Source organism: Rhizobium sp. FG96 (assembly GCF_057808655.1).
The window spans coordinates 26,593-47,337 of sequence record NZ_JBMDIL010000010.1; the positions used below are offsets into that span (position 1 = coordinate 26,593).

Below are 20,745 nucleotides of genomic sequence, written 5' to 3' on the forward strand. Positions count from 1 at the left end.
CTCACGTCTCCTTCAGCCAGAATGCATCGGGCATGTAGATGCCGAGGAAGGAGGTCGGGTCGAAGCCGTAGAGCGCGCGCTCCGGCACGTTCTGCATCTTCTTGGAGATCAGGATCGGCTGCAGCGCGCCGTTGATCAGGCCGATCGAGTAGACCTGCTGGGTATAGAGCGCCAGCATCTTGTGCCAGATCGCCTCGCGCTCCGTGAAGTCGGCAGTTGCACCCCATTGGTTCAGGAGATCGACGAGATCGACGACTTCAGGAATGTCGGGCGCTTTGCCTTCCTGTCCGGCGGAGAGATAATACATGCCCCAGATCGGCCATTGCAGCTGGTCGTCGGCGGTTGGCGCCAACTGGGTCGGGGCCATATCGGCCGTCGGCACGCCGTTTTCGATGCCGAACCAGATCGCCATCATGATCGAGCCGCTCATGGCGCGGTTGCGGAAGATGTCGCGCTGCGAGGTGCGGGTATAGAGCGCAATGCCGATGGTGCGGAAGTGATCGCGCACCAGCTCCAGCACGTCGGTATCGAGCGTGCTTTCGCCGGGTGTTTCGACGGTGATCTCGGCGCGCCGGCCGTCCGGCAGCAGGCGGATATCCTCGTCGTCGCGATTTGCAAGACCCAGATCGTCGAGCAGCTTGTTGGCCTGATCCACGTCGTGCTGGATATAGGCGTCCGCATACTCCTGCTTGAAGAGCGGGCTGTCCGGCAAAACGGTATCTGCGCTCGGTGTGCCGAGCCCGTAGAAGGCGACCATATTGATCTCGTGGCGATCGATTGCCATCGACAGCGCACGGCGGAAACGGACATCGCGGAAGAGATTGCGCCAGACATCGTCGGCACAGTTGAGATTGGGCAGCAGCGCAAGGCGCGAGCCGCGCGCCTGCTTCCAGAGATTGACCTTCACCGGGAAACGCTGCTCGGCTTCCTTCAGGAAGGTATAGTCGTTGAAGTCGATACCGGTCGCCTGCAGGTCGGATTCGCCGGCACCCGCCTTGGCGGCGATGATCGAGGACGAGCTGACGTTCAGGATAAAGCGGTCGATATAGGGCAGCTGCACGCCGTTTTCGTCGACGCGGTGGAAGAAGGCATTGCGGTCGAAGATGAACTGGTCGGCCGGCGGCTTGGTCATCACCTTCCAGGGATCGAGCGTCGGCAGATCTGGATTTTCAGGGCGCGAGGCGCGCGACATCTTGATGTGCAGGTCGGCCCACTTCTTGACCCGGTTTTCCTTCATCAGCGCCGATAGGCGGAAATCGTCCTGATACTTCTTGTGGAACTGCTTCAGGTAGTGCGCCGGCCCGAAGATGACGAGCGGCAGCGGGCCTGCGAGTGCCGGCAGGAAGGTCGGGTTCGGCTTTTCCCAGGTGTAGCGGACGATGAGCTCATCGAGCACCTCGAACTTTGGCAGGTCGCCATGCGGACGCAGCTCGAGCGCGCCGCCGCCCGGCGTCGCTTCCTTGTTGAGGATGATGTCTTCCCACCAGTAGCGGAAGTCATCGACCGTAAACGGCTTGCCATCCGACCACTTGTGGCCCTCGCGCAGGTGGAACGTGAAGATGCGGTCTTCTTCGCTCGTATAGCCACCCAGGATATCGGGTTGGAACTGCAGATGCTTGTCGTAGCCGATCAGCCGCGAATAGCCGTAGACGGTCATGTAGCGAACGTCGCGCGGGCCGCCGATGATCGTGCGTACATTGCCGCCATAGGTGCCGGGCGTCAGCCCTGCTTCCTTCATGTTGACGATGCGCGGATGCTTCGGCAGACGTTGCGGCATCGGCGGAATGGCGTCGGCGCGCAGCAGGTCGCGCAGGAATTCCGGCTCGATGTCGCGATCATCGGAGGCGGCGCGAACGAGGCCCGGCGCAACCGTCGCGCCGATCATGCCGCCGAGGAAAGTGCGCCGCGTTACCATGCCCGCAACTCCTTGACATCGGCGCCCTTGCGGGCGCGCACGAAATGCCCGTCGCCGAGATCGGCATAGGCAAGCTCGGAAGCGTCGTCATGCTCGGCGGTGAAGGTCAGCCCCCAGTTCTGCTTGTCGGCCGCGCCATTCTTGCGCAGCGCCTCGAAATCGAGCGGCCGGTCTAGATCGGGGAAGGGGACGGCGGCAAGCAGTGACTTCGTATAGGGATGCACGGGATCGCGCAGGATGATTTCGCGCGGCGCGATCTCGACGATGCGCCCCTTGCACATGACAGCGATGCGATCGGCCATGTAATCGACGACAGCGAGATTGTGCGAAATGAAGAGGTAGGTCAGCCCGAGCTCTTTCTGCAGATCCTTCAGCAGGTTGAGAATCTGTGCCTGAACCGAGACGTCGAGCGCCGAGACCGGCTCGTCGAGAATGACGAGCTTGGGGCCAAGCGCGAGCGCGCGGGCAATGCCGATGCGCTGGCGCTGGCCGCCGGAGAAACTGTGCGGATAGCGGCTGAGATAGCGGCGATCGAGACCGATGGCGCCCATCAGCGCTTCGACCTTGCGCTTGCGCTCCTCGCTGTCGCCGCGATCGTGGATTTCCAGCGGTTCGCTCAGGATGTTGCGCACCGTCATGCGCGGAGAGAGAGACGAGACCGGGTCCTGGAAAACCATCTGGATCTTGGTACGCAGCTCCTGCAGCGCGTCGCCCTTGACCGAGAGGACGTCGATGACTTCCTTGCCGTCGTTGAATACAACCGAACCGGTGTCCGGCGTGATCGCCCGCATCAGGATCTTGCTGACCGTCGTCTTGCCGCAGCCGGATTCGCCGACGAGGCCGAGGCACTCGCCGCGCTTGATATCGAAGCTCACGTCATCGACGGCGCGCAGCACCGACCTTTCACCCTGGCCGAAAAGGCTGCGCTTGCGCGTCGTATAGGTTTTGGAGAGATTGTTGACCGAAAGCAGCACCTGCGGGGCATCTGCTTCGACGGTCTTCTTCTTGCCGATCAGCGATTCCAGATTGACCGGAACATCGCGCAGCGCCTTCAGCCGCTCGCCGGGTTTCATGTCGAAATGCGGAACCGCCGCCATCAGCCCCTTCAGATAGGGATGCTGCGGGTTGCGGAAGATCTCCTTGACCGGACCCGCTTCCATGATCTCGCCGTGATAGATGACGACGACTTCGTCGGCCATGTTGGCGACGACGCCGAGATCGTGAGTGATCAGCAGCATGGCCATGCCGAGCTTGTGCTGCAGGTCGCGCAGGAGTTCGAGGATCTGCGCCTGGATGGTGACGTCGAGCGCCGTCGTCGGCTCGTCGGCGATCAGCAGCGCCGGCCGGCAGATCAGTGCCATGGCGATCATCGCGCGCTGGCGCATGCCGCCCGACAGCTCGAACGGATACATGTCGTAGGTCCGTTTCGGATTGGCAAAGCCGACGAGACCGAGCATTTCCTCGGTTTTCTCGCGCGCCAGCTTCTTGTCGGCATCGGTATGGATCAGCAAGGACTCGCTGATCTGGTTGCCGACCGTGTGGAGCGGCGAGAGCGAGGTCATCGGCTCCTGAAAGATCGTCGCCATGCGCTTGCCGCGCAGGTCGCGCATCTCTTCGCTGTCGCGGCCATATTGCAGGATGTCGGTGGTCTTGCCGTCGAGCGGATCTGTGAACAGGATCTTTCCCGTCGCCTTGGCCGGCGTCGGCAAAATGCCCATGATCGATTGGCTGATAACGGATTTTCCTGAGCCGGATTCACCGACAAGCGCGGTGACCTTACCCGGAAGGATACGAAGCCCGGCGTTTCTTACGACACGCAGCTTGTCCCCGAAAACCGAGAATGACACGTCGAGATTCTCGATACGCAACAAGTCGGACGCGGACGCCATACCAATGATATTCCCCAGTCTTTTAGTCTGTTCCCGTTAAGGCACACTATCGTACCGCAGGCGGGGTGTCCAGTTTATGACAGGCTGGGGAAAACTGGCGCGTTCCTGCTGATTTTCAAGCATAATCCGATGTTTCAAGTTCGTCTTACTGAACGAACCTCTCAACCATCGGACGCTTCTCCTGCTTCTTCGCGTCGCGGTGAAGCAGGATGACCTGTTCGGCCTCGGACAGCCCGTTCTGGGCGACCTCCGGGAAGCTTGCGCCATCGGGCAGCGCCGGCGGCGTGATGCGCGGCTGCAGCACCGTGACCTTCTGGCGAATGCCGCGCAGCTTTTCCTCGCCGAGCGTCGTCCACTCGCCGCCGCAATAGCCGGCGAAGGCCTGGCTCGCGACCACTTCGCGATTGTATTTCTTGGTCAGCGACTGCAGGCGCTGCACTTCGTTGACCGCGGAGCCGAAGGCCGAGAAGGTCAGCCGGTCCTTGAGGCCGACATTTCCGAACATGACATTGCCAATATGCAGGCCGATGCCGTAGCGGATGGCGTTCAGGCCCTTTTCGGCGCGCTCGCCGTTCAGTTCGGCGACGCGGGTCTGCGCCTGGTGGACGGCCGAGAGAGCGGCCTGCGTGGCGATCTTCGACGGGTCCTTGTGGCGGCCGCACGGATAGACGGCGAGGAAGCCATCACCGAGGAAGCTCAGGATCTCGCCGCCGTTGCGGTTGAACGGTGCAGCGATCGCGTCGAAAAACTCGTTCAGCGTATCGATATAGGCCTGACGGCCTTCCTTCTCTGCAAACATCGTCGACTGGCGCATGTCGCCCATGACGAGGGCGGCGCGGATCGTCTCGCCGTCGCCGCGGCGGATCTGGCCGTTCAGCACGCGCTTGCCGGCATCGCCGCCGAGATAGGTCGTCAGCATGTTGTTGGCGAGCTTGCCGAGCACGGCCATCTTGGCAGCGACCGCCAGATGGTTCTGCATGCGCAGCAGCGCCTCGATCATGTCGTCGGAAAAGCCGGAATGCGAGTCCGTCGACCACGAGCCCATCATGCCCTGGACCGAGCCGTCGCCGAAAGGCTGCACGAAGGCGAGGTAGTCGGTGATCTTCTCCTTGCGCAGGTCGTCGAAGATCGGAAATTCCGCCGGTCCTTCCTGGCTCATCCGGCGGCGGATGTGCTGCAGGTTGTTGTCCAGCAGGTAATAATAGGGGCTCTGCAGGAAACGGTCCGGCTTGGCGCCGGCAGAATGCCGGTAGCCCTCGATCGTCACGCCGCTGGCGCGCCGCCAGGTAAAGCTCAGCGCATCATAGAGCGGATGCAGCATCGAAAAGGTCAGGTGGACGCGGGCGATCGGCAGACCGGCAGCGGCAATGCGCTCGCAGAAACCGCGAACGATATTTTCCAGATCGTCCCCGGCCAGCGAAGAATTCGTCAGCCATTCAGCGACGCGGTCCAGAAGAATCGAGGACACGCTGGATTCGATCGTGCTCATCTTTGGTATTATCCTCATCAAGCACGTCCATTCCCGAAGCGACGAAAAACCTGCCTGCAGCACGGTCGCGCGCAGGGCGGGGGGTCAAGATGGACGAGCGGTATTATTGTGTCAACGATCTGCCGAAGACCCGGCAAACCTACCTTTCAGAGCCCGAAAAGAGCGAGGACGGATGTCCTTTCTGGTGGTTCAATATCCCATTCAAATAGGCATATGATCGATCCGAAACAATGCTATCCGGATAATTTTCTGCCTTCGGTTTCGATGTCTGCGCCAAGCGAGTCATTTCGGCCACAGTCAGCGCCAGTAGCCGGGCGATTGAGGCGGCTATCGGGCAAAATCGATCACGATCGCTTCACCGATGCGTCAGCGCCAAGGCGGGTTTAAATCCTCGCGATCTTGCATTATCTCACGAGGACTTTCCTCTTTCGAAGAGACCCGTCTTGGCCAGCTCGCAGACTTCAATCGCCCTTTCCGCAAAGATCAAAGACCGCACCGCCCGCGCCGGCATCATCGGCCTCGGCTATGTCGGCCTGCCGCTTGCCATGGCGATTGCCCGCAGCGGCTTCCCGGTCACCGGTTTCGACATCGATCCGAAGAAGATCGTCGCCCTCGATGCGCGCAAATCCTATATCGACGCGGTCACCGACGAGGCGCTGAGTGCGGAGATTATCGCCGGCCGCTTTGGCGCGACGACCGAGTTTGCCGGGTTGAAGCAGTGCGACGTCATCGTCATCTGCGTGCCGACGCCGCTGACCAAGCATCGCGATCCCGACCTCTCCTATGTCGAAGCGACCTCGCGGGCGATCGCCGAGCATCTGCGCCCCGGCCAGCTCGTCGTCCTGGAATCGACCACCTATCCCGGCACGACCGACGATGTCGTCAAGGTTATCCTGGAGAAGACCGGCCTGAAGTCTGGCACCGATTTCTTCATCGGCTTTTCGCCGGAGCGCGAGGATCCGGGCAACCAGCATTACAACACGGCGACCATCCCAAAGGTCGTTGCCGGTGATGGTCCCGATGCGCTGGAGCTGATGACGGATTTCTACGGCGCGGCCGTCAAGACGGTGGTGCCTGTGTCGTCGAACGCGACGGCTGAAGCCGTGAAGCTGACCGAGAACATCTTCCGTTCGGTCAATATCGCCCTCGTCAACGAGTTGAAGACCGTCTACGCCGCGATGGGCATCGACGTATGGGAAGTGATCGATGCCGCCAAGACCAAGCCCTTCGGCTACATGCCCTTCTATCCCGGCCCGGGTCTCGGGGGACACTGCATTCCGATCGATCCCTTTTATCTCACCTGGAAATCCCGCGAATACGAACTGCCGACGCGCTTCATCGAGCTTGCCGGGGAGATCAATTCGGCGATGCCGCGCTATGTCGTCGGCAAGCTTGCCGAAGCGCTCGACATTCGGGCCGGCAAGGCGCTGAGCCGCAGCAAGGTGCTGGTGCTCGGGCTCGCCTACAAGAAGAACGTCGCCGATATCCGCGAGAGCCCGTCGCTGCGGCTGATTGAGATCATCGAGGAGCGCGGCGGCAAGGCCGATTACAGCGATCCCTTCGTTTCAGAAATTCCGCCGACGCGCGAATATCAGGCGCTCAAGGGCCGAAAGTCGGTCGAGATCAGCGCCGCTACGCTGGCAAATTACGATGCCGTCCTGATCGCCACCGATCACGATGCGGTCGATTACGCAGCGCTTTCAAAGCACGCACCGCTGATCGTCGATACCCGCAACGTCTTCACGCGCCTTGGCCTCACCGGCGATCACATCATCAAGGCGTGACGCTGACCGCGCCGAGCTTCTTGCCGGTCAGCTTGCCAGCGGCGACGGCATAACCGCCGCTGGCGCCATCGATGAAATGCATGTGGTCGCGCGACAGCGGCGTCGGCACGAAGCAGGTCATCAGCGCCGATTCCTGCCGGTGCAGGCCGTAGCGGGCGATGCCGTTCCGCTGCGCTTCCGTGAGCAGCGCCTCGATCCGTTCGAGCCGCGCCCGGTCGACATCGATCGTCATCTTCAATCCGTCGTCGAACTTGCGGAAATCGGAATTACCCGCGACATCCCGCTTGTAGCGCCGGGCGTCGAAGGGGCCGAAGGGAATGCCGAGCCTGTAGAACAGCGTCGTCAGGGCGAGCTGCATGATGATCATGAGCTTCTGGCGCAGCTTGTGGCCGGGCGCGGTCGCCTTCGCCTCGCGGTCGATGCCTTTCATCGAGAAGGAAAGCTTCGGTCCGTCGAACGGTACCGGATGGCCGCCACGGCCCTGTTCGGAGGAGATCGCCACGATCTTGGTGACCAGCGACTGGAATTCCGGGCCGGAGCCCGCTGCGCCGGGAACGGCGATGATCGAGACGATCTCGCCATTCTCGGCGGCAATCGGATTCCAGCGGCAGGAAAGCCCTGCAAGATCCGGGCGCGTGCCTGGCGGTGCAGGGTCGATGGCATACTTGCCGTCCTTCATCTGCCGCTCGGCCCAGCTGTTGCCGCCACCGGCAAACATCGCATAGGTCACGTAGGGGCTCGCCGAGTAGCGCGCCACGCGGACATCGAGGCCTTCCTGGCGGATATCGGCAACCGGAACGATGGCGGCGCGCAGCGTCAGATCGAGATCTTCCTTCACCCAGGCCTGAACGGCGGCAAGCGCTTGCCGCGCGGCATCCTCCTGAGAGGCGGGAAGCGCAATCAGTGCGCCGTCGCCACCGAAGACGAAGGGATAGTCGCCCTTTCCGACGGCGTTCAGAACGGCCGAGATAACCGAGGCGCCAGCCATGTTGACGTCCTTGTAGCGGCCGTCTTCGATCGCCTGCGTCGATCCCACGATATCGGCAAGGGCGAGAATCCAGCCCTCGGGGAGGGGGCGGTAGTTGCCGGTATTGGCCACGCCTTCGAATTCCGCGAAGACGGGAACTGAGGCAAAGAACTGATCATTCGAAACGGCGCTCATGACCCCGACCTTATCACAGACAGTTGTTGCGGCGGCAACGCCATTTCCTCAGTTACGGCAATCGACTTCTGACAGTTTCGTGTGATAGCACCGGAAGATAAAAATGAATGACGGACAAGGACATAGATGAGCCGCCTCGACAGCTTCATCCGCCGCCTGACGGCTCAGCGCGATATCCTCAATTCCATCGTCGACCTGGTTGGCCCGCTTGAGGGACCGGTCATCGAATTCGGTCTCGGCAACGGCCGCACCTACGATCATCTGCGCGAAATCTTCGCAGGACGCCGCATCATCGCCTTCGACCGCGATGTCCGTTCCTATTCGTCGTCGACGCCACCCGCCGAAGACATGGTCACCGGCGACATCAAGGAGACCGGCCAGGCCTTCATCGGCATCGATGCGGCGCTCGCCCATGCCGATATCGGCACAGGTCACGATGAGATCGATGCGATCACCTTGACATGGCTGCCGCAGCTGATGGTCGGCGTGCTCCGCCAGGGCGGCATCGCCGTCTCCGGCCTGCCGCTCGACCGGCCGGAGCTCGAGCAACTGCCGCTTCCCGAAGGCATCAAGTCCGGCCGCTATTTCCTCTACCGCCGCAAGTAATCAGTCGTTGCAGATCGCCGGTACAGGGCCGCTCGTGGAAAGCCGCGCATAGCGGCGCTCGAAGTCGGCTGCGAGATCGCCGAGCGTCACGGATTTCAGCCGGGCGAGGATCAGCGCCTCTGCCTCGCGCAGCGCATCGCCGACGGCATCGTTGACCGCCTGTTCCACGAGACATTCCGGATGGTCCGAGGCGGGGCCGATCGCAAACAGCGCCGGCTCGCCGATCGCCTGATAGACGTCGAGCAGGGCGATCTCCGCCAGCGGCTTGACCAGCGTCCACCCGCCGTGATGGCCTTTTTCCGAACGCACATATCCCTGATCTCTCAGCCCCGCCATCGTGCGGCGCACAACCACGGGATTGGTGTTCAGCATCCTGGCGATCATCTCCGATGTCGCGGATTTCTGATGCCGCTCCATGTGGATCAGCACATGCAGCATGCGGGAGAGGCGGCTGTCGCTTCTCATCGTGGGTCCTCATCTTCCTGTCGCCGATCTATCCCATGTCTATCGTAACAACACAAGTGACATGAGGCTTGACTGTGCCATTTCATGTAACTTATGTAGGTGCATGAGCATCGATATGGAGTAAGGTCATGCACTATGAAGCGATCGTCATCGGCGGCAATTTTGCCGGTCTCTCGGCTGCCATGCAGCTCGCCCGCGCCCGCCGCAAGATTCTGCTGATCGACGCGCAGAAGCCGCGAAACCGGTTCTCCGAAGCTTCCCACGGTTTCCTGGGGCAGGACGGCGTAGCGCCGGCCGCGATCATGGCGGAGGGAAAGCGCCAGCTCGCCGCCTATCCGACGGTTGCCTTTGCCGATGGCGAAGCGATCTCGGCATCAAAGACCGGCGACACATTCTCGGTTGCGCTGAAAGATGGGCGCGAATTCACCGCGAGCCGCCTGATCCTTGCGACCGGCGTGAAGGATACGCTGCCCGATATCCCCGGCCTTTCCGAACGATGGGGCCGCACCGCGCTGCATTGCCCCTATTGCCACGGCTACGAGGTGCGCGACCGCGCGCTCGGCATTCTCGGCAGCCATCCCTTCTCGGTGCATGCGGCGCTGCTTCTGCCCGATTGGGGACCGGCCACCTATTTCTCGCAAGGGCTCTTCCAGCCTGATGCCGACCAGCGAGCGCAACTCGCCGCCCGCACCGTCACCATCGAAAATACGCCGATCGCCGAATTTCTTGGGACAGCGCCGGAGCTAGAGGCCGTGCGTCTTCGGGATGGGCGCGTGCTGCCGCTTTCGGCAATCTTCGTCGCGCCGAAGGTCTCGATGGCAAGCCCGCTCGCCGAGCAACTGGGCTGCGCTTTCGACGACGCCCCGCTCGGCCCGGTCATCCGCCTCGATGACCGCAAGGAGACGACGGTGAAGGGCGTCTATGCCGCGGGTGACGCCACGAACCCGATGCATAACGCGACGCTCGCCTCGGCCTCGGGTGTTCTTGCTGGGGTGCATTGCCACCAGTCGCTGGCGCTGCCGGTCCTGCACTAGGGCAGGAAGAGCACGTCGTACTGATCGATAGAGCCGGGCAGATCGCGCACCTTCATCTGTTGCTCGCCTTCCTCGAAAAAGACGAGGCAATCCTCGTAATGGGAGGAGAGCGTCATGATGAAGTCGCGGGTCTGCTCCGGGCCGTAGAAGAGCGGCGTGAACTCCATGTAGAGAGGCACGCGGCGGCCCATCAGCTCTGTCATCGACCGGCACGCGACGGGCTCATAGCCCTCGATGTCCATCCAGACGAGACCGACGGCCCTCTGGTCGAGCCCGAGATCGCCGAGAATGGCGGCAACGGGCCTGACGGGTACGCTAATCCTGATGTCCGTCGGGCTTTGCCGGATGGCGCTGCTCTTGCCGTGATTGGCGGCATTCATGAAGAAATCGATCTCACCGGATGCCTCGCCTGCGGCGCAATTGACCGGAGTGACCGTCGTCTCCAGCCCGTTCTGCTCGATGTTGGTCTTCAGCAGCGGGAAGTTGCGCGGATCGGGTTCGACGCTGACGATGCGCGAATAGGCGCCGCTCAGCGCGAAATAGACGGTCTGCGTGCCGATATTGCCGCCGAGCTCCAGGAGCACGCTGTCCTTGCGCAGCAGGCCGCGTTCGCGCAGTACGGCAAGCAGCCGGTCGACATTCTCACGCTCGAAATGGCCCTTCCGGAACACCTTGCGGCCGATATAGTCCGATGGCGAGAAGGTCATCCGGTGGTCGCCGGCATCGACGGTCATCATCAGAACGCGCGGCCCGATGTTCTCGATCAGCAGTCGCCGTCCGAAGCGGGTATCGAAAAAGCGCGTCGCGGCCGCATTGCGCAGCTTCCGGATCCGCTTCATCCAGTATTTCTTCGTCAGCAGCGGATTTGCGGCCATCAAGCTTTTCCTTGAAGCGGCTGCGCCGCCTTGTCCTTGGAGATCACGTAGACCTTGAGCGGCAGCGCCCGGCCGCGAACGCTGATCTCATGGCTCTCGATACCTTCCATATCGGCACCGGCAAGTTCCGCAACCGGCTCCGAAATGACGATCGCCGCGTCGAATTCCTTGGCCGCGTGTTCGAGGCGGCTCGCGACATTCACGGTGTCGCCGACGGCCGTCAGGCTGCGCACGCGCCCGTAGCCCATCGTACCGACGACGGCGGGGCCGGTGTGGATGCCGATGGCGATATGCAGCGGTATCGAAAGCTCGTGCGCCAGTTCCTCGCCGAGCTTCTCGATCTCTTCGGCGATCGTCGCGGCCGCGCGCAAAGCCTGGCGGCACCCTTCTTCCGGCGAGGTGTTGATGCCGAACAGCGCCATTGCGCCGTCACCGATGAACTTGTCGACGCGTCCACCCGCCTGTTCGACGGCCTTGCCGACCAGCGCGAAATAGCGGTTGAGCAGGAAGACGATGTCAAAGGGCAGGCGCGGTTCGGTCAGCGTCGTGAAGTTGCGCATATCGCAGAAGAGTACGGCGATGTCGCGCTCTCGCCCAGGGCTCGTCTCCTGCGTATTGGCGGGCAGGGCGGCTTCCGTCGCCGGGATCAGGAGCGGTACGACGGTGAGATCGTGGTTGGGGCGCAGTTGGCAGGCAAGGCGCACGTCGGGTGCGGCATTGATCCGCTTCAGCGTCGTCTGTTCCATCTTGTCGGGCGGCGGCAGGCTTTCGTAATCGCTGAGGATCTGCACGCGGCAGGTGGAACATTGCCCCTTGCCGCCGCAGACCGAATAATGCGGCACGCCGCCAAGGCGGCTTGCTTCCAGCACGGTGAAGCCGCGCGGCACCTTGATCGTTTCGCCGGCGGGATAGTGGACCGCGATCTGGTCGGTGGCTTCCTTCCACCGGCGGCGGCTGCGGGCAAGCACGACAGTCAGGAGAGCCAGCGAAAATCCGCCGTAGAGACCGGCGCGGATCATGGCGATCTGGCGCTGCGCGTCCGGATCCGAATAGTAACGGCTGTTCAGATTTTCCTGGTAGCGGCCGGTATCGACGAGGCCTTCATAGTCGGGCTCGGCGATCGTCCGGCCCATCTCGACGAAGCCGAGCAATGCCAGCACCGGCAACAGGATCGCCAGCGCCAGCAGCAGCGGCGAGAAGGCCTGATACCAGGGGCGGTAGCGCAGCCAGTAATGCAGGCCGATACAGCCATGCGTCCAGACGATCACCACCGCGAGAGCCTGACGGACGCCATTGCCCGGAGAGGTGATCCACAGCAGCCGGACGATCGTCTCGTAATTGTCGACGTAATTATAAAGCTCGTGGACGACGCGCGTGCCGATCACGTGATCCATGATGATCAGCGGGATGGCGAGACCAAGCGCGATCTGCGCCAGCTCACCCTTCGGCATTACAAGGCTGCGCCGGATATAGAGCGAGCGCAGCGCCAGAGCCATGTGGATGAAGATCGCGGTATAGAGGACCACGGTGCCGACGGGATTGCGCCAGGGAATCATGAACAGGCGGCGGGCATCGTCAGCAGCGTTGACCGAAATCAGCCCGACCGCGTGATTGGAGAGGTGCAGCGTCACGAAAACAAACATCACGAGACCGGCGCCGAGGCGCGCGCGCCGGATGTTCCGTTCCGTAAAAAAGCCTGTGTCTGCGACCGCCATTCATTCCCGTTCTTGAAGATCGAATCTCTTATGAAATAGAGATGTTCGAAGAGAAGCGGAATGCCGCCTTCTTCAACTGCGATCACATTCTATATGTTCACCGGTAACTCTTAAGGAAGCAGACCATAGCGCAGAATTTCGCCGCCGGCCGGACCGGGAATTGGAAACGGTGCGTCTCCGGAGGCGTCCACTGATGCGCATTGCATTCTACGCTCCGCTGAAATCCCCGGATCATCCTGTACCATCGGGGGATCGGCTGATGGCGCGGCTCCTGATGCAGGCGCTCGAGCTTGCCGGTCACGAGGTCGAGCTCGTCTCGTCGTTCAGAAATTTCGCCGCTACGCCGGAGGCGGCTGCAGCGCTCGAAGAGGGACGTCAGGCCGAACTCTTGCGGCTGAGGCAGAAATTCGCGGCGGGCAGCAGGCCCGATCTCTGGTTCTGCTATCACCCCTATTACAAGTCGCCCGATCCGTTCGGCCCGGCACTCGCCGCGGAGTTCGGCTTCGCCTATGTCACGGCCGAAACCTCCTATTCGCCAAAGCGCGATCATGGCCCCTGGCAGCCATATCAGGCGCTCGTCGCCGAGAGCATCCGGACGGCCGCGGTCAATATCGCAATGACGGAGCGCGACCGGCTGGGTGTTGTGAGCGCAATCCCCAAAGCACGCACGGCTTCGCTTGCGCCCTTTATCGATCCCAAGCTCTTTGTGGCTCCGCCTGCTGGAGAGAATCCGAAGCGCCTGATCGCGGTCGCGATGATGCGTCCCGGCGACAAGATGCAGAGCTATGAGCGGCTTGCCGCCGCACTGGGCGAGATCGAGTCCGCGGACTGGACGCTGTCGATCGTCGGCCACGGACCCGAGAGGGCGGCTGTCGAAGCCCTGTTTGCCAGGTTCGAGCCCGGGCGGATCGAATGGCAAGGTGAGCGCAGTGCCGAAGAGGTGGCGGCGTTGCTCGGCCAATCCGGCATCTATGTCTGGCCGGGATGCGGCGAGGCCTATGGTCTTGCCTATCTCGAGGCGCAGGCTGCAGGCCTCCCCGTCGTCGCGGAAAATACGGCCGGTGTTCCGGCAGTGATCGAAAACGGCCGCAGCGGCGTATTGACAGCAGAGGGCGATATCGCCGCTTATGGTCAGGCCATCCGCGATCTCCTGGAGCAGCCGGAGAGACGGCGGACGATGGGAGAGGCGGCGCGCCGCTTCGTGCTGGAAGAGCGCTCGATCGCGACAGCGGCCAAGGCGCTCGACGGCATATTGAAACAACATGCAGGAGTGAAGTGATGAGCGGCAACGAAGCCTGGGAACCTCTTCACAACGAGTTGGCGCGCTGGCAGGAGGCCGGACGCACCGCGGTTTTCTGGTGGCGCGATGACGACGCCTTCGAGCCGACGGTCGCCCTCGATACGCTGCTCGATCTCGCCAATCGCTACGAGGTACCGGTGACGCTCGCCGTCGTTCCGGCGAAGGCCGGTCAGCCGCTCGCGCGCCGTCTCGCGGGCGAGCGTAACGCCGCCGTCGCCGTCCATGGCTGGGCGCATCACAATCATGCCAGCGAGAGCGAAAAGAAGCAGGAACTTGGGCATCACCGGCTGGCCGAGGCCGTGCTCGGCGAGCTCTACCACGGCTTCCTGCACCTGAAGCAGCTGCACGAGGCGTCCTTCGTGCCGATGCTGGTGCCGCCATGGAACCGCATCGACCCGCTGCTGATCCCCAAACTCTCGGCGCTCGGCTTCGAAAATCTCTCGACCTATGGCCCTGCCGCCGACGAAGAGCCGATCGGTATTCTCAATACCCATGTCGACATCATCGACTGGCACGGCACCCGTGGAGGCCGGCCGGATGAGGAGCTGATCGCGGAATTGGTGGCGGAGCTGCAGAGCCGCTTCGACGGAAGCGACGAGCCGATTGGCCTGCTGACCCATCACCTTGACCATGATGTTCAGGCCTGGGGCTTCTGCGAGCGCCTGTTCAAGGCAACTGCAGGCAATAAGGCCGTCGCCTGGAAGCCGGCGGCAGCGCTTATGAAAGCTTAGATTTCGACGACCTGATTGTCGCGGGCGGCAAAGGAGCCGGGGAATACGGCCTGCGCGTCGAGCTCCATCTGGGCGAGCTGCGTGTCGGTGCGCGAGGGCGCATGGTGGAAGAGCGCGAAACGCTTGGTGCCCGCCATCTTCGCCAGCTCGGTGCCGTGCTGCCAGGTGGAATGGCCGAAGCCCTTGAAGCGCTGCATCTCGTCTTCGTTATAGGTGCAGTCATAGACCGCCAGATCGGCGCCCTTCATCATCTCCAGCGATACGGGATCGTAGGAGCCGGGGATGTGTTCGACGTCGAAGACCAGTGCCAGTGACCGGCCGCCATATTCGATGCGGTAGCCGATCGCGCCGCCCGGATGGTTCAGCATGTAGGTCTTGATCCTGACGCCTTCGCGCGGCTTCAGGATTTCGCCGGCATGAAAGTCGCGGAAATTCATCGTCGCCTGGCAGATATCCGTCTTCACGGGGAACCACGGCGGGCTGATGAACTGGTTGACCATCTCCTTGGTGCTCATCTTTCCGTCCAGATGACCCGACCAGATATTCAGATGGATCGACGGATAATAGATGGCCTTGAAGAAGGGCAGGCCGATGATGTGGTCGTAATGGCAGTGGCTGAAAAACAGATCGACATCGCTGACGCTCTCATTGAGCATCGCGAGACCGGCTTCGCGCAGGCCGGAGCCCGCGTCGAAAATCATACGGTGGGCGCCGCAGCGGACTTCGATACAGGAGGTGTTGCCCCCGTAGTGATCGAATTCGGGTCCCGAAACCGGGATGCTGCCCCGTACGCCCCAAAACTTTACCTGAAACAGTTCTTTGCTCATTCTTTCGTCAAGCGGACCGTGCCGAGGCTGCAATCGTAACCACAATCTGATCGGGTTGCGAAGTGCGCAGTTCTACGGACAAGCCGTTTCCTTACCAATCCGCCTACCGCTACAGGCAGAACAAGTAGATTTTCCTAAGCAAGCGGTTTTCGCCTTGGATTGCAACTGCATATGGTTTGTTTTCCGTAAACGGAAGCGGCTGGGCCATCAAACGGCCGAGAATGCATCCGTTTCTCTCGACATTAGATGGGTTCTAATGTCGCAAATTGCAAACTCGGTTGTCAGCCGGGATGTAAAGGCAATGTCACAAAACTGAAATCCAACTGTCGCAAAGCTGTCATGTGGCCTGCCTAAATGTCGCCTTACTTTTTGCAGCGACATCGGTCCATCCCATGAGTGCCCCCGAAAATTCACCGATTTCCGCCGTTTCCGCGGCCGGGCTCGAATTGAGCTATGGGGATACCCGTATCCTCAAGGGCATCGACTTCATTCTCGAGCGCGGGCAGACTCTGGCGCTTCTCGGCCCTTCCGGCTGCGGCAAGACCACGCTGCTGCGGCTTGTTGCGGGTCTGCTGGTGCCGACCAAGGGCTCTGTCGCCATTGCTGGGCAGACGGTTGCCGCTCAGAATGTATTCGTTCCGCCGGAGCGCCGCGGCCTCGGCATGGTCTTCCAGGACTATGCGCTCTGGCCGCATCTGACGGTCGGCGGCAACGTTTCCTTCCCGCTTGAAATGCGCGGCGTCGGCAAGGCCGAGCGCCAGGAACGGACGATGCGGGCGCTCGACAAGGTCGGGCTTGCGGCCTACGCCGACCGGCGCCCGAGTGATCTCTCCGGCGGCCAGCAGCAACGCGTCGCAATCGCCCGCGCCATCGTTGCCGAACCGCAGCTAATCCTCTTCGACGAGCCGCTTTCGAACCTCGATCGCGAGCTGCGCGAAAACATGGTCGGCGAGCTCGCTGATCTGATTGCGACATTGGGCCTGACGGCGATCTACGTGACCCACGATCACAGCGAAGCGCTGACGCTTGCCGATCACGTTGCGGTGATGCGCGGCGGCCTGATCGAGCAGCTTGCATCGCCCGACATGCTGATCGAGCGCCCGGCGACGCCCGAGGTTGCCGACTTTTTGCGGCTTGGCTGTCTCGCTGGGATCGAGCGCCGCGGCGCGATCTGGTTCTTCAAAGGCAGCGACGTGGCGCTGATGCCGGCGGAAGACGGCGCGGCGCGGTCTGCCCGCATCCTGATCCCGACCGCCAGTATTTCGGCGGGCGAGGATACGCCGGAGCGGCTGAGCGCCGAAGTGCTGCGCTCGCAGTTCCGCGGCGACGGTCATCTGGCGACGGTTGCGCTTGCCGGTCTGCCTTCCGTCGAGCTGCAGGTGCTGAGCCGCCTGAAGCTGCGCCCCGGCGAGCGCATCGGCCTTGCCGTCGATGCAGCACAGATCCGCTGGTTTCAAGAGACTGCCGATAATTCAAAACAGGAGAGACTGGAAAATGTTTAAGTCTTTGAAGAGCATCACTTTTGGCGTTGTTGCCGCCGCCCTGATGGCCGGCGTCGCCCACGCTGACGTTACCGTTTACACCGCTGGCCCGCAGAGCCTGATCGACAAGCTGTCGGCTGGCTTCACCAAGCAGACCGGCGTCAAGGTCAATGTTTTCCAGGCAACGACCGGCAAGGTCATGGCCCGTATCGAAGCCGAAGCCGCCAATCCGGTTGTCGACGTCGTCATCTCGGCTTCCTGGGATACGGCAAACGATTTCGCCAAGCGCGGCTGGCTCGTCAACTATTCCAGCCCGAACGCTGCCAAGGTTCCCGACTTCCTGAAGTCCGAAGGCGCGGTTGCGCAGGGCATCTCGGCTCTCGGCATCGTCTGGAACTCCAAGAGCGGCACGCCGAAGCCTTCCGAATGGGCTGACCTGACGAAGCCGGAATACAAGGACCTCGTCAACATTCCGGATCCGGCCCAGTCCGGCTCCTCCTTCGAGCTGACGGCGGCTCTCGCCGGCCAGGACAGCTGGAAGCTCTTCAAGGATCTGAAGGCCAACGGCGCGATCATCGCCGGTGCCAATGCCGACGCCCTGAACCCGGTTCTGCAGGGTGCGAAGGCCGTCGTCTTCGGCGCTGTCGACTACATCGCTCTCGCCGCCCAGAAGAAGGGCGAGAACATCGAAGTCGTGTTCCCGGCATCCGGCACCGTCATCGCGCCGCGCCCGGCCATGATCATGAACTGGTCCAAGAACCAGGATGACGCCAAGAAGTTCATCGACTACATGCTGTCCGATGAAGGCCAGGCTCTCGTTGCCGGTGAAATGCTGATGCCATCGCGCACCGACGTTGCCGCCAGCCGTCCGCTGATCAGCGACCTGAAGCTGCTGAAGTACGATTCGGCTGCCGTTTACGGCAAGCGTAAGGAAACGCTGAAGACCTTCGCCGATCTCTACGGCGCCAAGTAAGCAGGGCAGGCAGATGAAAGCGAACGGCATCGGCGGCACGGCTCCGGCTGCCTGGCTGGCAACAGCGGGTCTCATCCTCGTCGTTGCCGTTCCCTTCGTCGCCGTGGTGCTGCAGGGCATCTTCCCCGAACTCGGACAGGGCTCGTTTGCGAGCCCTTTCTCCTCGTTTTATGCGACGCTTGCCGATAGCTCGCTGATCCGCATGGGCGGCAATACCATCCTGCTCGGCGCCTGCGTCGTTCTCGCCTCCGCGCTCGTCGCCGTGCCGCTCGGCGTCTTCCGCGCGCTCTACCGCATTCCCTTCGCAACCTTCTGGGATGTGGTGCTGCTCGTGCCCTTCATGATCCCGCCCTATATCGCCACGCTCGGCTGGATCATGACGCTGCAGCCGCGGGGCTATCTCGAGCAGCTCGCCGGCTTCAACCTGGCGCCCTACCTCTTCTCGCTGTTCGGCATGACCGTCGTCATGGCCTTCAACACATTTCCGGTCGTCTATTTCGCGGTGTCGCGCACCGTCGAGGCCGTCGGCGCCCGCTATGCCGATGTCGGCCGTGTCTTTGGCGCCAGCCCGGCACGTGCCTTCTGGCGCATCACGCTGCCGCTTTCGGCGCCGGGCCTGACCGCAAGCCTCATGCTGGTTTTCGCCGCCGCGATCGAGGAATATGGCACGCCGGCAGCGCTCGGCCGCCGCGCCGGCTTCCAGGTGCTGGTGACCGGCATCGACCTGCGCGTCACCGACTGGCCGATCGATCTTCCGGGTGCGGCGATCCTGTCGCTGGTGCTGGTCGGCATGTCGCTCGCCACCTTCCTGCTGCAGCGTTGGATTCTGGCGCGCCGCTCCTGCCAGACCGTCAGCGGCAAGCCGATGGCGAAGGACAAGCGCCCGCTCGGCGCGATGAAAGTCCCCGTCATGATCGGGTTTGCCGTCGTCGCTTTCCTGGCGACGGGCGTGCCGCTCCTGGCGATCCTGGCGACGGCGCTGGCGCGGACGATCTCCGGCGGTCTGGCGCTCGATAATGTCAGCCTCGACAATTTCATCGCAGTCTTCAGCAATAGCGCAGGCGCTGTAACGGCGCTGATCAACAGCTTCTCGCTCGGCATCGGCACCGCGGTCATCACCGGCCTCGTCGGCGTTACCGCCGCCTATACGGTCGTGAAGACGAAGATGCACGGGCGGATGGCAATCGATATCATGACCATCCTGCCGAATGCGCTTCCCGGCATCGTCGTCGCCGTCGGCCTCATCCTCGCTTGGAACATGCCGGGCCTGCCGTTCACGCCTTACAATACCGCTTTCATCCTGCTGCTCGCCTATTGCTGCATCCTGCTGCCGCAGCCGGTGCGCTATACGGCGGCCGCCTTTCAGCAGATCGGCGACAATCTGGAAGCGGCCGCGCGCGTCTGCGGCGCCAGCGGCGTCACGGCCTTCCGCCGTATCCTCCTGCCGCTCGTATTCCCGAGCCTCGCTTCCTCGATGCTGCTGGTCTTTGCGCTGGCCTCGCGCGAGCTCGTGGCCTCCGTCGTCGTCGCCCCTGTCGGCATGCAGACGATCGCCACCTTTATCTGGCGCCAGTTCGAGCAGGGCTCAATCGGTCTCGGCATGGCCATGGCCTTCATCGCCATCTGCATCACGACGCTTTTGCCACTGATCCTTATGCGGCTGATGCGGCGGGGAAATATCGTCGCCGATTAAAGGCTGGTGGTAATCCCGCCATCGACCATCAGCATATGGCCGTTCACGAAGGACGATGCCTCGGAGGCCAGGAACACGGCCGCGCCGACCAGCTCCTCGACATTGCCCCAGCGGCCTGCCGGCGTGCGGCCTTCCAGCCAGGCCGAAAACTTGGGGTCATCGACCAGCGCCTGGTTCAGCGGTGTCTTGAAATAGCCGGGCGCGATCGCGTTCACCTGCAGCCCGTGCTTGGCCCAATCCGTCGCCATGCCGCGCGTCAGGTTCTTCACCGCGCCCTTGGTCGCCGTATAGGGCGCGATGCTCGGGCGGGCGAGCTCGGCCTGGACCGAGGCGATATTGATGATCTTGCCGCGCCCGCGGCCGATCATCGCCCTGGCGACCGGCTGGCTGACATAGAAGATGCTGGAGACATTGGTCTTGAACAGCTCGTCCCACTTCTCGACCGGGAAGTCCTCGAGCGGCGTGCGGAACTGCATGCCGGCATTGTTGACGAGGATATCGATCGGGCCGATCTCCTCTTCGATATAGCCAACGCCGCTACGCGCCGCCTGGGCGTCGGTTACGTCAAAAGCCGCGCTCAGCGCATGATGTCCCTTGCCCCGGATCGTCTCCGCCGCTTCCGAAGCCTTGGCGGCATTGCGCCCATTGATGACGACGGAGGCGCCATGCTCGGCAAGGCCAAGCGCCAGCGCATAGCCGATCCCCTGGCTGGAACCGGTGATCAGCGCGCGTTTTCCGGTAAGGTCGAATAGCGGGAAGGACAAGCGAAGCACTCCTCTTTGATGGCGCGATCAAAGAGGAGAAGG

Annotated in this window: 17 protein-coding genes; 8 read left to right on the forward strand and 9 right to left on the reverse strand. The window is 62.4% G+C overall.

The genetic code is table 11. The features are described 5' to 3' along the window. Position 1: 1 nt before the first annotated feature. The 3 genes from ACODR6_RS19885 to ACODR6_RS19895 form a co-directional block, all read right to left on the reverse strand. Entirely contained in the window at positions 2-1,915 is a 1,914-nt protein-coding gene (locus tag ACODR6_RS19885) for an ABC transporter substrate-binding protein (RefSeq protein WP_203431082.1), read from the reverse strand. Next, positions 1,909-3,804, reverse strand: a complete 1,896-nt coding sequence (locus ACODR6_RS19890; RefSeq protein ID WP_112712330.1) for an ABC transporter ATP-binding protein — start codon at positions 3,802-3,804, stop codon at positions 1,909-1,911. Before ACODR6_RS19890 ends, ACODR6_RS19885 begins: the two co-directional genes overlap by 7 nt. Positions 3,805-3,949: 145 nt before the next feature. After that, positions 3,950-5,293: an adenylate/guanylate cyclase domain-containing protein gene (locus ACODR6_RS19895; protein WP_112712327.1), complete on the reverse strand. Its 1,344-nt coding sequence runs from the start codon at positions 5,291-5,293 to the stop codon at positions 3,950-3,952. 443 nt (positions 5,294-5,736) lie between these two features. On the opposite strand from ACODR6_RS19895, the gene ACODR6_RS19900 reads away from it, so the two are divergent. Next, the gene (locus ACODR6_RS19900; protein WP_489023900.1) at positions 5,737-7,077 is read left to right on the forward strand and encodes a nucleotide sugar dehydrogenase; all 1,341 of its coding nucleotides are present in this window, start codon (positions 5,737-5,739) and stop codon (positions 7,075-7,077) included. Here the strand turns inward: ACODR6_RS19900 and ACODR6_RS19905 are convergent. Beyond that, positions 7,067-8,239 carry a DUF3095 domain-containing protein gene (locus tag ACODR6_RS19905; protein WP_489023902.1) on the reverse strand — a complete coding sequence of 391 codons (1,173 nt, stop codon included), beginning with the start codon at positions 8,237-8,239 and terminating at the stop codon, positions 7,067-7,069. The two genes, ACODR6_RS19900 and ACODR6_RS19905, sit on opposite strands and share 11 nt — an antisense overlap. 126 nt (positions 8,240-8,365) lie before the next feature. Between ACODR6_RS19905 and ACODR6_RS19910 the strand changes: the two genes are divergently transcribed. Continuing rightward, positions 8,366-8,845: a class I SAM-dependent methyltransferase gene (locus tag ACODR6_RS19910; protein WP_489023904.1), complete on the forward strand. Its 480-nt coding sequence runs from the start codon at positions 8,366-8,368 to the stop codon at positions 8,843-8,845. Here the strand turns inward: ACODR6_RS19910 and ACODR6_RS19915 are convergent, their stop codons facing one another. After that, on the reverse strand, positions 8,846-9,310 hold the full coding sequence (locus ACODR6_RS19915) for an Rrf2 family transcriptional regulator (protein ID WP_489023906.1): 465 nt from the start codon (positions 9,308-9,310) through the stop codon (positions 8,846-8,848). 128 nt (positions 9,311-9,438) lie between these two features. Here ACODR6_RS19915 and ACODR6_RS19920 point away from each other — a divergent pair, with 128 nt between their 5' ends. Further along, on the forward strand, positions 9,439-10,344 hold the full coding sequence (locus ACODR6_RS19920) for an NAD(P)/FAD-dependent oxidoreductase (protein WP_489023908.1): 906 nt from the start codon (positions 9,439-9,441) through the stop codon (positions 10,342-10,344). Here the strand turns inward: ACODR6_RS19920 and ACODR6_RS19925 are convergent. Together ACODR6_RS19925 and ACODR6_RS19930 are read right to left on the reverse strand one after the other, a co-directional pair. After that, positions 10,341-11,219, reverse strand: a complete 879-nt coding sequence (locus tag ACODR6_RS19925) for an FkbM family methyltransferase (RefSeq protein WP_489023910.1) — start codon at positions 11,217-11,219, stop codon at positions 10,341-10,343. The two genes, ACODR6_RS19920 and ACODR6_RS19925, sit on opposite strands and share 4 nt — an antisense overlap. Then, positions 11,219-12,934, reverse strand: coding sequence for an adenylate/guanylate cyclase domain-containing protein (locus ACODR6_RS19930; RefSeq protein ID WP_112712315.1), 1,716 nt, complete (start codon positions 12,932-12,934; stop codon positions 11,219-11,221). The genes ACODR6_RS19925 and ACODR6_RS19930 overlap by 1 nt, the downstream gene beginning before the upstream one ends. Positions 12,935-13,127: 193 nt before the next feature. On the opposite strand from ACODR6_RS19930, the gene ACODR6_RS19935 reads away from it, so the two are divergent. Then, positions 13,128-14,213, forward strand: coding sequence for a glycosyltransferase family 4 protein (locus tag ACODR6_RS19935; protein WP_489023913.1), 1,086 nt, complete (start codon positions 13,128-13,130; stop codon positions 14,211-14,213). After that, entirely contained in the window at positions 14,213-14,965 is a 753-nt protein-coding gene (locus tag ACODR6_RS19940; protein ID WP_203431075.1) for a polysaccharide deacetylase family protein, read from the forward strand. Before ACODR6_RS19935 ends, ACODR6_RS19940 begins: the two co-directional genes overlap by 1 nt. On the opposite strand, the gene ACODR6_RS19945 is transcribed toward ACODR6_RS19940, so the two are convergent. After that, a complete protein-coding gene (locus ACODR6_RS19945) occupies positions 14,962-15,792 on the reverse strand; it encodes an MBL fold metallo-hydrolase (protein ID WP_112712309.1) in 831 nt (276 codons plus the stop codon). The two genes, ACODR6_RS19940 and ACODR6_RS19945, sit on opposite strands and share 4 nt — an antisense overlap. Before the next feature lie 392 nt (positions 15,793-16,184). Between ACODR6_RS19945 and ACODR6_RS19950 the strand changes: the two genes are divergently transcribed. The 3 genes from ACODR6_RS19950 to ACODR6_RS19960 are packed head-to-tail and all read left to right on the forward strand — an operon-like array spanning position 16,185 to position 19,939. Continuing rightward, a complete protein-coding gene (locus ACODR6_RS19950; protein WP_489023916.1) occupies positions 16,185-17,294 on the forward strand; it encodes an ABC transporter ATP-binding protein in 1,110 nt (369 codons plus the stop codon). Beyond that, positions 17,287-18,246 (forward strand): ABC transporter substrate-binding protein, encoded by a 960-nt coding sequence (locus ACODR6_RS19955; RefSeq protein ID WP_112712305.1) that lies wholly within the window; start codon positions 17,287-17,289, stop codon positions 18,244-18,246. The genes ACODR6_RS19950 and ACODR6_RS19955 overlap by 8 nt, the downstream gene beginning before the upstream one ends. Before the next feature lie 13 nt (positions 18,247-18,259). Continuing rightward, positions 18,260-19,939: an ABC transporter permease gene (locus tag ACODR6_RS19960; protein WP_489023919.1), complete on the forward strand. Its 1,680-nt coding sequence runs from the start codon at positions 18,260-18,262 to the stop codon at positions 19,937-19,939. Here ACODR6_RS19960 and ACODR6_RS19965 read toward each other — a convergent pair. Then, positions 19,936-20,703, reverse strand: a complete 768-nt coding sequence (locus ACODR6_RS19965; protein WP_489023921.1) for an SDR family oxidoreductase — start codon at positions 20,701-20,703, stop codon at positions 19,936-19,938. The two genes, ACODR6_RS19960 and ACODR6_RS19965, sit on opposite strands and share 4 nt — an antisense overlap. Between the last annotated feature and the right edge of the window lie 42 nt (positions 20,704-20,745).